This is a genomic window from Mycobacterium sp., from assembly GCF_035314665.1.
Classification (GTDB): Bacteria; Actinomycetota; Actinomycetes; order Mycobacteriales; family Mycobacteriaceae; genus Mycobacterium.
In genome coordinates this window covers 1-13,526 of sequence record NZ_DATFZD010000199.1, presented here as the reverse complement: position 1 = coordinate 13,526, position 13,526 = coordinate 1, and the positions used below count along the sequence as shown (strand labels likewise).

General features: G+C 64.3%; 9 protein-coding genes. 8 read left to right on the top strand and 1 reads right to left on the bottom strand.

The features are described from left to right. The 5 genes from VKI00_RS15275 to VKI00_RS15255 all read left to right on the top strand — a co-directional run. A partial coding sequence (locus VKI00_RS15275) for an LAGLIDADG family homing endonuclease (protein ID WP_324438739.1) occupies positions 1 to 1,040 on the top strand: 1,040 nt, incomplete at its 5' end. A gap of 412 nt (positions 1,041 to 1,452) precedes the next feature. Beyond that, entirely contained in the window at positions 1,453 to 2,250 is a 798-nt protein-coding gene (locus VKI00_RS15270; RefSeq protein ID WP_324438737.1) for a TnsA-like heteromeric transposase endonuclease subunit, read from the top strand. A gap of 38 nt (positions 2,251 to 2,288) precedes the next feature. Then, positions 2,289 to 4,427 (top strand): transposase, encoded by a 2,139-nt coding sequence (locus VKI00_RS15265; RefSeq protein ID WP_324438735.1) that lies wholly within the window; start codon positions 2,289 to 2,291, stop codon positions 4,425 to 4,427. 86 nt (positions 4,428 to 4,513) lie between these two features. After that, a complete protein-coding gene (locus VKI00_RS15260; protein WP_324438733.1) occupies positions 4,514 to 5,629 on the top strand; it encodes an AAA family ATPase in 1,116 nt (371 codons plus the stop codon). Positions 5,630 to 5,684: 55 nt separating this feature from the next. Continuing rightward, positions 5,685 to 8,363 (top strand): TniQ family protein, encoded by a 2,679-nt coding sequence (locus tag VKI00_RS15255; RefSeq protein WP_324438731.1) that lies wholly within the window; start codon positions 5,685 to 5,687, stop codon positions 8,361 to 8,363. Between the two features lie 434 nt (positions 8,364 to 8,797). Here VKI00_RS15255 and VKI00_RS15250 read toward each other — a convergent pair whose 3' ends face one another. Then, complete coding sequence (locus VKI00_RS15250) at positions 8,798 to 10,981, bottom strand: TniQ family protein (RefSeq protein ID WP_324438730.1); 2,184 nt, start codon at positions 10,979 to 10,981, stop codon at positions 8,798 to 8,800. Positions 10,982 to 11,223: 242 nt separating this feature from the next. Here VKI00_RS15250 and VKI00_RS15245 point away from each other — a divergent pair, with 242 nt between their 5' ends. The 3 genes from VKI00_RS15245 to VKI00_RS15235 all read left to right on the top strand — a co-directional run. Beyond that, on the top strand, positions 11,224 to 11,496 hold the full coding sequence (locus VKI00_RS15245) for a helix-turn-helix transcriptional regulator (RefSeq protein ID WP_324438728.1): 273 nt from the start codon (positions 11,224 to 11,226) through the stop codon (positions 11,494 to 11,496). A gap of 6 nt (positions 11,497 to 11,502) precedes the next feature. Continuing rightward, positions 11,503 to 12,228 carry an IclR family transcriptional regulator gene (locus VKI00_RS15240; protein WP_324438726.1) on the top strand — a complete coding sequence of 242 codons (726 nt, stop codon included), beginning with the start codon at positions 11,503 to 11,505 and terminating at the stop codon, positions 12,226 to 12,228. A gap of 617 nt (positions 12,229 to 12,845) precedes the next feature. Continuing rightward, positions 12,846 to 13,526 (top strand): hypothetical protein (locus VKI00_RS15235; RefSeq protein WP_324438724.1); only part of this gene is annotated, 681 nt, incomplete at its 3' end.

The window sequence follows — 13,526 nt, the reverse complement described above, 5'->3', positions numbered from 1 at the left end:
CGCGGCCGATGACCAACGTGTTCCCGAGCGGACGCAAGGAGGTGTTCCGAGTTCGGCTGGCCTCGGGGCGCGAAGTGGAGGCGACGGGCAATCATCCGTTCATGACGATCGACGGCTGGGTTCCGCTCGAGCGCCTGGGGGTTGGCGATCGCGTTGCGGTGCCACGATGGGTGCCCGAACCTCTTGATACCCAGAGGACCGCTGATTCAGAGGTGATTCTGCTGGCGCACATGATCGGCGGCGGCTCACGCGTGAAGCGACAGCCGACCCGCTGCGCGAGGGTCGATGAGGCCAATTTGGCCGCGGTGCCGGCCGCGCGATTCGGGGTGCCGATCGTGGCACGGCTCGACGATCTGGGGTTGTTCGGACCGCGCAGCCACGAAAAGTTCGTGCCACGGGAGGTTTTCGCGCTCCCCAACGATCAGGTGGCGCTCTTCCTGCGGCATCTCTGGGCGACGGACGGCTCGGTCCGATGGGAGCGAGTGGCTGGTCGGGCAAGGATTTACCATGCATCGACGAGCCGGCGGCTGGTTGATGACATTGCACAATTACTGCTGCGTCTCGGTGTTACCAGCCGGATCAGTAGAGTTCGAAAGGCGAATTACCGCGATTGCTGGCAGCTATCCATCGACGGAGCTGAGAATCAGAGAAAGTTTCTGCGCGACATCGGCGTTCACGGGGAGAGGGCAGGTGGGGTGGAAGAGGTACTTGCCAAGGACCCGCGCATCCACCCGCTTGCGACGAGCGACGTACTTTGGCACAAGATCGAAGAAATCAGCAGTATCGGCGAGCACGGCGTGTACGACGGAACAGTGAGCGGCACACACAATTTCGTCGCAAATGGCATCAATTTGCATAATTCTTTGGAACAAGATGCCGACGTGGTGATCCTTTTACATCGGCCGGACGCGTTCGAGCGAGATGACCCGCGCGGGGGCGAGGCCGACCTCATCCTCGGCAAGCACCGCAACGGTCCGACCAAGACGGTCACCGTTGCCCATCAGCTGCACTTGTCGCGGTTCACGAATATGGCGAGGTAGGACGGCTCCTTGTAGGTTCCCATTTTGAGTGTCATATTCCCATTCCAGATGTCATCTTGATGTCATTTATGACATGGAAATGGGAATTGCTGAAACGGAGTTGAGGGCGGCGGCGAACTGGCACTGGTAACCATCGGCCCCGAGGCGGCGACGTTTTCGTTCTGAGCTGTGGTCGCGCCCCTGTGGCCATTGGCGCTGTCTTTGCCACGTTGTGATCCGCTACGGTCCCAGCGCAAGTCGGGGTGTGATTTCCCGGCCCGGTGCATTGAACAGCCACATGAAATCTATTGCTTCCGTGAATGTATGGAACCTCGCAAGTGAGTTTGACAACGATGGCGAGCACCGGACACCCACGGATGTTGGTCTCGATCGAGGTTCACTTCGGTAAAGATTGTGGTCCAGGGATTTACTGATGCCGCCTCTCACATCGACCATCGCAGATGCCGGTGTGAGTGTGACGAAGGCGCGGCCTATGAAGGTAAATGCCAAGAGTGGCGCGGGTTCTGCTGAGGTGTGCTTTAAGAGATCCGATGGCCAGGTCAAGGTAGTGGCGTGGAACGACCTGGACCCCAACGCCGTAGCCGAAGGCCGGCCATGGCGGACTTTCCCCTGGTATCTCGGTCAGAAGAACTATTCAGGGCTCTACTGGTGCGCCACTGAAGCCCGGTTGGTCGGATACGAGTCGCGTTTGGAGTTGACCCGGCTGGTGATGGCCGACTTCGACGTGGCGGCAAAGCGGATCGTAAGTCAGCCATTTCGGCTCACTGCCACCATCGGCAAAGAGCGCATTCGTCGGGTCCCAGACTATCTCGTGCTTACCGAGGCCGGTGTGCATGTAATCGACGTGACGCGCGCAAGCAAGTTGGAGAGACCCGAATTTGCGCGAGTTGTGGAGCAGACGCGCCAGATCGTGGAGTCCCGGGGGTGGATCTACGAGGTCGCCAGCGAGCCACCACGAGTCGAGTACAGCACCATCCGTTTCCTTGCCGGCTATCGGCGGCCCTGGTTGTTTAAGCCGGAAGCCCTGGCTGAGGTGAGGCAGGTCGCGAAGAGGGTTCCTGAATTAACCATAGGGGAGATCAGCTCGCGTACAACGCTTCCCAGGCCGACAGCATTGCCGGCCCTGATGCATCTCCTGTGGCGGCAAGAGTTTCGTGTTGATTTGACGCGCAGACTCTCGCCGCACACGATGGTTCGGACGATGGCCTGACCAATCAGGCGCCGAGTGCTCGGCGTGCCCGCGCCGCAGTGCCGGTCGGTGTCGGTACCACTTTCGCCTACGACGGCGAAACCGTCACCGTCGTTGAGATGCTCCCGACAAGTCGTGGCAACGAAGTCATCGTCGCCGACCGCGGCGGTGCACGTCGCTACCGGTTGTCGCTGCGTGAGCTGCTGGCTTCGGGGCGCGCTTCGATCGTCACCACCGACGACGGCCCGCGCAGCGACGACGACCTCGAAGTCGCCGGCGTGGTGCTGTCCAATCTCAGCAGCAGCCAACTGCGGGAGGTCACGCAGAAGGCAGACCATGTAAGGGAGGTGCTGACCGGCTACAAATCCGGGTCTGCCGATACCGCCGCGCCGGGTGAGCCGCGAAATGAGTATGCCCCGGAGTTGCCCTTGGGTCAGCGCTACCTCGCCAAGGCGCGCGAGGTCGGCCGCTCACACCGCACGGTCCGGCGGTGGGTGGCTGCCTACCTCGAGCACGGCGAGGCGGGGATCGCCGCAACGATGTGCAGCAATCCGATGGGGCGCACTGATCAGCGGTGGCTGGACACGGCCACCGAGATCATGATGGAGAACGCGGCGATGTCGCGGCCGAACAGGAAAAGCATTTTGATGCAAACCCGTGCGCGGTTGGCCTTGGTCTATGGACCCGGTGTCGTACCCATCCCACCGAGGACGACCGCCTACAAGCGACTCGAGCAGATCAACCGCCGCGTACCAACCTTTGACGGGAGCCGGGAACGCAATCGCGATGTCGCCGCCAGGGTGGATCGAGAGTACGGGCAGCTGATCCCCTCTCGGCCCGGTGAATATGTGGTGATGGACACCAACTGCCTCGACGTGTTCGCGTTGGACCCGGTCACACTGCGGTGGGTATCCGTTGAGGCTACGGTCGCGATGGACGCCTACACCCGATGCGTCGTCGGGCTTCGCGTCACACCGACAACGAAGTCACTCGACGTCGCCGCAACTCTATTTCAGGCGTTTCGGCCCCTCCCGGCGCCCGAGTACTGGCCCGAGCATGCCGTGTGGCCCGAACACGGCATCCCCCGGGTCGTCTTCCCTGACGCAGACGCGTTGGCGGGCCGTCAGGCCGGTGTCGCCAACCCGGCGATCGTGCCGGAAACGATCGTGGTCGACCACGGCCGACCGTTCAAATGCCAACACATCAACAGCGTGTGCCAGCGGATGGGCATCTCCATTCAGCCGGCCCGGCTCAGACAAGGGCAGGACAAAGGAATCCTTGAGCGCTTCTTCTTGACTCTGCGGCTGGATCTACTCCAGCACCTGCCGGGATACAAAGGACCCGATGTGTATTCGCGTGGTGTCGCGCCGGAATCCGATGCGTTCTTCTTCCTCGATGAGATCGAACAGCTGATCCGGCAATGGATCGCGGCGGTGTATCACCACCGTCCCCACGACAGCCTGTTCGACCCCAGCGTGCCGACGCACCGCCTCTCTCCGGCGCAGATGTTCGAGCACGGCGTGGAACGTGCCGGCTACATCGAAGCACCGCGCGATCCCGACCTCGCCTTCGAGTTTCTGCGACCGGTCAAACGCCAGATCCATCACTACGGGGTGGATATCGACAGACGCAGGTACAACGGTCCAGGCCTGAACGGGTTCCGGGAAACTGACAGCGACTATCTCGGACAGACGCAGCGCCGCTGGCATCTGCACGTCAACCCCGACGACATCACGCGCGTGTTCTTTCGCCGCCCCGACATCCGCACGTGGCACACCCTGCTCTGGACGAAGGCTCCGGCCGCAGAACTGCCCATGAGCGAGGATGCAGCCAGGTACGCCCGCCGGCTCGCCGCCGCTCGCGGCACCTCCACGGAGCCCGACGCCGCGCTGGCGGCGATGTTGGAGCAATGGTATCTGGGATTGGGTATGAGTGCCGCCGAGCGACGCATCGCGCTTCGGGTGGCCCGGGAACGGGCGAGCCTTCTCGGGGACCTCGCCACCGACGACGAGCCGCAGGCCCGCGCATTCATCGCCGAGTTACTCGCCGCCACCGCCGAGAAATCGCCACCAGCGGCAGGGGAATCGGACAGTACCGAAACACAGGACGATCTCGACGGCTACAGCGATGACAAGGCCGAAAGCGTCGACGACATGGACGACGACACCTACTACGCGGATGCGTTCGAAGAGTCATGACCACATCAGTCGCGAAACCATCGCAGCGGCAGCGTAGTTCGCAAGACCCGCGACTGCGCTGCCGCAATTCAGAGAACCAAGACCCAGTGGGCGCGCCCAAGGTGACTTTGGACAACCTCACACTGTCTCGCAAGGAAGGGTTCCAAGCCAAGGCAGAGGCACCGAAGCGAGAACAGCCGGAACTGTTGACAATCAGACAGCTCGCAGCGCTCAGCACTGATGCTCGCCGCGGGTACAACGAGCAGCGCAACCTCTGGCATGCGAACCTGCCCACCATCAACACCTCGCAGCTGCTCGAACTGCGCGAGGATCTCACCGACATCGTGGCCAGCAACCAGCAGGACGGTGACAAAGCCAAGGGCGCGATCGCCATCGAAGGCAGCGCCGGGATCGGGAAGACCTTCGCAACACTGGATTTCGCGTACGGCTACCACAACGACCAGATTGCGCAGCATGGCCGCCTGACCGGAGACGGCAACGAACGATGGCCGGTCTGCCGCGTCGGTATGTCGGGCAACACCGGCATTAAGGACTTCAACAGAGCGATGCTCGGGTTTTACAACCACGCAGGAATCAAGCGCGGCACCGCCGTGGACTTCGCCGACCGGGCACTGGACTGCGTGCTGTCGTGCGAAACGAAGCTGCTCATCGTCGACGAACTGCACTTCCTCAAACAGCGGACCACGAGCGTTGAGATCAGCAACCAGTTCAAATACATCAGCAACGAATTCCCCGTCACCATCATCTTCATCGGTATCGGGCTGCGACAACGCGGCCTCTACAGCGACGGCACCTATGCCGACGGCATACTCGGCCAAAGCGGACGACGCATCACACCATTGAGGCTGCGCGAATTCACGATCGACGCCCCCGAGTATCGCCGTGAATGGCGCCAACTGTTGCTGGCCATCGAGAAGCGCGTCGTACTGGCACGCAAGCACCGGGGGATGCTGGTCGATCTGTCGAACTACCTGTTCGAACGAAGTTCGGGCCGCATCGGCCCGCTGACCACCTTGATCAATCGTGCCTGCCAACGCGCGGTCCGCACCGGCGTCGAAGGTATCGATCAGGATCTGCTCGACAGGGTCCGCACCGACGCGGCCTCCGAGCAGCAACGCCCCGAGATGCAGGTCAAGATCCGACATGCTCAGCGGGAGTTACTGACGCCACGATCGCGTAGGCCGCGCCCGCGGCCCTCGTGAGGCCCTGGGCGCCGGGACCGGAATCGAGCCGCGCTCGGTGAGACGGACACTGCCCGTGCGGGTCGAGCCCATGCCCGGCGAAGCGTTGGAGTCGTGGTTGGCCGCATATGCCACCCGCATGAACGCCACCTGGGGCGAGGTCCTCGACGCCGTGCTCCCGGTTGGTGCGGACGGGATCGCCAGCACCCACCGCGGAGCGGTGTTGACCACAGGCCTGACCGACGAAGAGCGGGAGAGTATCTCGGCCGCCACGGAAGTCGACGCCGCTGATCTCGACGCGATGACCTTGATGGGCCATTACGCCAGCCCGATGATGACGACCGACGCTCGCACAGGCCGGGCACGGACTCCGTGGGGCTTGGCGTACCGGCAGCGGTTCTGCCCCTTGTGCATGAAGGCTGCACCGGGCCGCCGTATGCTCGAATGGTTCCTGCCGTGGATCGCGACCTGCATCGAACATCGCTGCTTTCTCGTCGATTCGTGCCCGCAGTGCGCTCAGCTGCAGCTCGCCACGGACTGGTTAAGCCGCCGGCTGTATCCACATCCGGACCGCTGCTCCCGGCTGGTCAAGGGGGAGCCGCATAATCGCCGGTGCACAGCGCGGCTGTCGCGAGCTCACCCCGATAAGCTACGACCGGGACATCCTGTGCTAACCATGCAGCAGACGCTCACCGAGCTGCTCGCCGAGGAGAAAGTCGATGCCGGCGTCTACCGCGTAGCGCCGGTGACAGCGGAGCAGCTGCTCATCGATGTGCGCGTGCTGGGGAACTGGATAGTCAGAGCACCCAACCTCACTGACCTGATCGAACTATTCGGGGGCCGCGCGACCGATCACGAGATCGGCCTGTGGCGCCGACGCCTGCACGCGCAGGCGAACACAGCTCAAACCTACGACAAGAACCAGGACGTGGCGAGCGCGACGCGGGTAGCGCTCGCCGCGCCGGCGGCATGGGTCGGCACCGGAGTGGCCGCAGCCCTGACCGTGCTGATGCAGCCCTCGCCCGATGATGCCGCTCGAGCCTTCCGGGCAGCCACGTCCTCCGCACCGGCCAGGGAGATTCGATATCGGTCCCGAGTCTCGGGACTGACCCACAGCACGGCGGTGACCGCCGTGGATCTCAAGGCCAGGGCCGCGGACTTCACGGTGATCGAGCAGTTGCGCTACCGGACGGTTACACATCTGCCGCGGCTGCCCGACACTCGGCGGTTTGCAACCAAACACGCAATGCTGCACGCGGTGCCCACGCTGTTCTGGCCCGAGTGGGCGTTCCGGCTCGACACCGAAGACTTGCCGTGGGGCACCGCCCGGCAAGTGATGTCACGGCTGCTCCTCACGATCGGCTGCGTCATGTCGACACCCGAACTAGAACGACACCTGCATTCCACCGTCGACGCTCAGCGCATCGCCCAAGCAGCCAACAACTTTCGCGCCCATCCGAATTGGGAGGGGATCATCACCGCGCTGCTCAGGCTGCACGAACACCTGCAGGCACACAAACCGCCGATCGACTACCAGCGTCGCCGCACCCTGAACTACGATCACCTGCTCTCCGAGCAACAGTGGACACACCTGGTCGCCGAAGAGGGTCTCCGCACATCGCCGACGAGCGCGGCCGCGGCGCGACTGTGGCTCATCGAACAGCTCAGCGGCGCCCCGGTGCCCAATACGCAGCAGGCTTTGCCCTGCCGGGGAGTGTGCACCGACCGGATGAGGACAACCCTGACACCCCAGCTGGCCCGCGCACTCAATGCAGTCAGCGCCGACTATCTACGGAAACGGGGAGTCTCGGGTGAGCCCCTGACCTGGGTACCGCCGCTGACTCTCCTCGATGGTCTGAATCTGCCTGGGAGGCCGCCGGAGACGATCGAGCCGAACTCAATCCACAAACTCCTCGACGCCGGCCTCACTGTGACTGCCCTTGCCCACAGACTCGACGCATCCGTGTGGAAGGTCCGCTACCAGCTCGAACACCACCCCATTCCTAGCGGCGCCATCCGAACCCGGTCACCGAAACGGATCAAAGGACGCCGCCGAATCGGCGCCCACGAACGCGTGCGGGCATTGCTGCCCGAACAGAAGCTGCGCGACCTCCACGAACATCGAGGGTTAACCTTCACGCAGATCGCCGCCCGCCTCGAGCTTCCCCTGTCCTTAGGCTATTTGGCTCGGGTGATTTCCCACCTCGCCATCGAGTACGGAATCCACCATCGTCGCCAACCGCTAGCAGAATTGATCACCGCGGATTGGCTCCACCAACGCCACGTCGTCGAGCTCCGAACGCTTGGTGAGATGGCCGACGAAATCGGCGTTTCTGACTCGACCATCGGGACGTGGGCCCGAAAATTCGGAATCCCGGTTCATCATTGGAAGCGGCGCCCTCCGCTCGACCCGCGTGTGATCCGCCTCGTCGAGGCACTCTTCACTGAACCGGGAGACGTTCCAGCAGGGATGCAGACGACGGCCGCATGGGTGCGCATCCAGCGTTTCGCCGTCATCGCCAGCTATGCCAACTTCACACGCGCCGCCCAGGCACTCGGATGCCGCAAAGAGCGGTTGAGCGCGCAGATCGGTCGCCTCGAAGCCGATTTGGGGCACACCCTCGTCGAGCGCGCCGTGTCACGCCACCATTCGATGACGCTGACCAGCTTTGGCGAGGAACTCGCACAGGCCACCAGGCGCTCGATGGCCCGTGACCTCCGCGACGCACAGGAAGAGGATGTCGCCGAACGCTAACGGGATCACCCCGCAGCTCGCACCGGAATGTTGTGGTGGTTTGCAAGTCTGCGGGCGGTTTGTCGTGATGTCCCTGCGCGCGCGCCGATCTCAGCCAAATCGGCACATTGGCGCACGTAGAGGTCGACAAACCCGAGCGGGTCAATTGGGCTTTCAGTCGAGCGAAAGCTGGACCACGCGGCTGCATCTGAAGCTCATTGAGAACGTGTGGTGCAGGTCGCGCCGCGAGAGTGTTGCGAACGTCATCGACGTGTGGCGCCGAGTTGCTCTGCCACGGTGGTCAGGTTCAGGGCAGGATTCTGCACGAGGTGATGCAGTCAGCGAAATCGACACCCGAGGCAGACTGCGGCAGTGAGCACTCCACGTTCGGCCATGAGGTGGCCGCCGTTGAAACGGTCGAACGCCGGCTGAACAACACAGGCCAATAACTTCGATCAGCCCTCACCCTCGGCGAACTGTCCACGGGTCCGGCCCGCCGAAGTCCTAGACATGGCGCCGCCGATCGGCCGGCCGGCCCGTCGGACGGCTATCCCGTACCTCTGGGCCAGTTGGGTGAGCGCCTGCCGGGAGACCCCGGCCTCGGCGGCGATCGTCGCCAGACCCCACCGGCACTCGTTATAGAGGTAATCGAACTGCTCTGGTGACAGCCGGCGGCTCGCAGACGCCACGGAACCACCGGATGACCCGCCGGTGTCCACCACAGCTGACGGCGTCGGCGCTTCCTCCAGCAGATATCGCACGGCATCGGTATCTACTCCGAAGTGAGCTGCCACAGCGGCGAAGCTACGGGGCTGATGACGGCCGATCCACCGGTGCAGCGCATCGACATCAACTCCGCCGCCATCGTCACCTGCAAGACGTCCACCACTCACCACACCAGGGGGACCCGCCACAACCGGCTCGCTGCGAATACCGTTGTCAGCAAGAAACTCTCGGGCATAGTCATCCAGCGCTGCGACCAACTCAGCAGTCAGCCACAGCGGCAAAGCCGCCAGCTTGCCGCGAAAATCCGCGGAGTCGACTGCCCACGAGCAGCTCTCTGCCGGCAGGGTGGTCAAACGCTCGTGAAGCCAACACCGCATCAGTTGCAGTCGGACTGCCCGTCCCGGGCCAACACCCACCGACAAGCACAGATCCCGCCACACCTCGACGGGCAACAGGTCGGTGCATGGCAGCGTCCGGCGTCGCCGGTAGTCGATCGGCGGCGGGGCCGCGTCCAGGTAGGCGGCCCACGCGGTGATGTCGGATCGGGTTTGCGCCCACCGTGGTGAGGCGTGCAGGTGCTGCAGCACCCGCAACGCACGACGCACCGTCGCGACCGAACCGAGCGCACCGACCACCTCAGCGAGGGGAGCGCGGGTTCCCACCAGCGCTATCGCCACCGATAGCGCCGCCCGCAACTCGCGGTGCCCCACCCCCGGACAGCGCAGCGGCAGACTCCAGCGTGGCCACACCAGCGCGGGAAGACATCCCGCGCGCGCCTCGTCGCCTGTCGACGTCGGGTAAGCGCCGGTGGTGCGGTGGCGAAGCTGGTCGATAGGCGCCATGAAGGGCTCCAGCGCCGCTAATTGCACGGCGGCCAGTACCGGGCTGATCCCGCGGCCCCACCCGAGCGTGCTGGCCCGCACGGCCACACCACGCCGTCGGCTGGATGCGACCAGCCACCGCAGCCGCCCACCTGCATCGACGACCGTGAGTGCGGACAGGATCGACCACGCCGCCGTGGCGGCGACCGCCGCGGCTGACGCGGTTGCGGAGGCCGTGACACGCGACGCCCGCCCGCCCGCTGCGCCGGTGGCAGCGCGATCGTCGAGATACTGATCGACGACGTCGCCGGGGAGGACCCCGCGCAGTTCGTCGCGGGTCGCGTAGCCCAGGATGCGGCCACCCACCGCGGCGATGTCAGCGATCAACTGCGAGAACGGAATCGGCGCTCGGCGATAGACGCCGAACCCTGCCCACCCGGACTGCATCGCCTCCAGCAGCGCCCGCTGGGCGCCCAGGACGGGATGGTCGGGCCCCAGCGGCAGGCCATCCGCCGCCGTGAGCTCACCGTCACAGCGGGCGATGTGTCGACCATGACTACCCAGACGCTTCCTCGTACAGCCCCCGGGCAGCGGAATAAGTCCGCTCGGCGGAGGTTCTGCGCGTTGGGAGCGATGACACATAGGACATACATCCACCAGCAGGCAATGATGGTGGGGGCAAGCAAACGCCCAGCGCAGCCGCCACCACAGCGCCCAGCGCCCGCCGTTCTCCGACAAACACGCAGCGCAGAACCGGCAACGCCACCCCCGCATCCACAGCAACGACTCCAGCGACGATCCGCGCAAACCGCCACTGCCTGCTGCCCGGTTCAGCACGCCCTGGAACGTCATCGAAGCCACCTGCTCGGCACTGATCCCGGTGGCGGTCGACACCGCCAGAACCTGCGCTGCGCTGAGACCGCGAAGCCAACCCGCCACACAGTCCCGTGCGCTGTCAGCGCCGGCGGAGATCAGTCCGACGCTCTCTACGACGTCACCCCAGCAGGCCGCCATCCGTACCGCCAAGGCCTCCAGCCACGAGTCGAGGGCCTCCCCGCAAACCGGGGCAACGCGAACCGGCAGAGTGCGCACCGCTGCCAACTCACCAGACGGGCGCGAGGCGTTGTGCCCGGCCGCGGCCTGCCACCCCAAGGGAAGACCAGGCCCGAAAGATACTGCTCCTCGATCGGACCGCCGTGCTTCCCGTCGAGCACCCTGGTCGGCCGCGTGGCCGCGACCAGCGCTGAACGGATTCGGGAGGGACGGCCCGCACACCAGCAATGTACTACTAGTAGGGCAGACAGCTGGGACGCTCGCACGGATTACTGGGACGCGTGCCGACGCGTCCCAGCCAGAACAACCCCGAGCGTGTCGCCACGTGGCAATACTGGCGAGGCACCGTCGGACGCAACATCCGCGCACTGCGCCTCCAACGCGGCATGACCCAGGAAGCATTGGCGTTGCGCTCCGGCGTCACCCGAAACGTCCTCATCGACGTCGAACACGGAAAGCGCGGCATCCTCTACGAGAGGCTCGTGGACATCGCCGACGCCCTCGACGTGGCCCCCGCAGACTTCTTCATCGAGCACGCAGCCCCCATCGAGTGAGCAGTCATGGTTCGTGCTCGCCATCGCACCGTCGACCGGATCGTGGCCATCCTCGAAGCAGTCGCGACCACCCAGCGAGGACTCACACTGACCGAAATGGCGGTGCGGCTTCGGGCGCCGGTGTCGTCGATTCAGAAGCTCGTCAACGGCCTAACCGCGGTGGGCTACCTCGACGAGGAGGATCAGCACCGGTTCGTGCTCGGCCCGGCCCCATACGTGCTCTCACTGCGCTCGCGCCGCCTGCCCATCCGCGACATCCGTCACGACGATCTGGTTGCGCTCAGCCAAACTGTGGGTCTGCCAACACTTATTGCGGTGCGCGTCGGCCTCAGTGCGATGTACGTCGACTGGGCCGGTACCGACGAACCATTCGACTACGCACTGGCAGCCGGAATGCGCGCCCCCCTGGACCGGACTGCCGCGGGTCGGGTCCTATTGGCACATCTACATGAATCCGACCGGAAAGAAGCCGTTGAGCTGATAACCCGAGGTAATACCGACGCTTCAGTCGCATTGCTCGAGCAGTGCCAAACGATCCGCTCCCAGGGCTACGCCATGCAGGCCTCGGACCACCAGATGCGGCACACGACCGCAATCGCCGCACCAATCGTCCAACGCGGCACGGTGGTCGCGGCGATCGCGCTGGCCGACCAGCAGCACTCGCTCGCGGCGCGACGCGACGATCTCGTCCCGTTGTTGCAAGAATGGACAACGAAATACCGCACCGAGTAGGCCATGGCAACCGATGTCCAGCCGAGTGAAACGGCAACCGGTGACGGCGTCGACGTCGCTGAACCCGCCCATGACATGCTCTTCCCCCGGTCGTCGAACGCAGCCGTCTTCCAAGCGCTGGCGGCGTGGGGCCAATTCGAATCACGCCGGGGCCAAGCCAAGTTGACATCGCGAACCGCGCTACCGTCCACGATGCCGCCAGAGACCTTACGCGACCGGCTTGCTCAGCTTGCCCTCCCTTGCGCGGGCTTCGAAATCGTTGTGAGTGCCGCCGAAGCCTGGATCCCATTTGCCGCGCCCGAGCAGGCCGTGTGTGCCGCGGAGGCGCTGGCGGGCGCCGGAGCGACAACGTCCAGCCCCGGCTGCGTCACGAATCGCTTGAGCACTATCTCGAACAACTGGACGCGTTGACGCGGATGTCCTGCTTCAGCGCGTCGCCCGCCGCCCAGCTGTAGCCCCATCCTGCTCGACGCGCGCGTTGGCCGACGGCATTCCACCGTTTGCGTAAATTCGTCCGTACATTGGATGCCTGCGTGGATTTCCCTGTGCCCCAGCCTCACACTCATGCTGAGACACTTTTTGCAGGTCATCGGAATGTCTGGAGAGGGCGGGCGGCTATGAACGAACGGACATTTCGGCGCGTGGGCGCCTTGTCGGGGGGCGCGTTCGTGGTCTTATCGGTGCTGTCCACTTTTCTGTACCCATACCCCCCTGCGATCGACAGTGATCCCGCCGCCATATTGAAGTGGGCGCATCCCCATCGGGTCGGCATACAGGCAGGCATGGTGCTTGGCGCCTTCACGGGCGCCTTGTTCGTTGTTTTCGTCGCCGCGCTACGCGACCGCATTGATGCTGCGGGCGATCGAGCACTCGGTTCCCTGCTGTACGGATCGGGAATAGCGTTTGCCGCTGTTTATGTCTTGGGCGTGATCCCGCTCGGCACCCTGGTCTTCATGGAAGGTCAGCCAGGCGGTTTCGGGGATGGCACCGTCGTGCGACTGCTCTTCGACCTGAACTGGATCATGTTCGCCCCTGCCATGGCGTTGGGCGTCGTTTTTCTGCTGTCCACCGGTATCGCGATTGTCCGCACGGAGGTCTTCTCACCGCTGCTCGGATGGGCTTCGATCGTGGTCAGTGTTCCGGTCGCCCTTTTGGTCTACATCTCGCTGACCTTCAGCAGCTACCACGCCGGCGGATGGACCGTCGTCGGCTGGGTCGGCTTTATCGGCAAACTGGCCGTAATTTTATGGATGAGTCTGGCAATGGCTCGCCAGCCCAAGAATGTCGATCAAACTTCG

Coding starts and splice junctions, on each gene's coding strand:
- VKI00_RS15240 (WP_324438726.1), top strand. CDS start 11,503: ATGGTTCGTGCTCGCCATCGCACCGTCGACCGGATCGTGGCCATCCTC.
- VKI00_RS15270 (WP_324438737.1), top strand. CDS start 1,453: ATGCCGCCTCTCACATCGACCATCGCAGATGCCGGTGTGAGTGTGACG.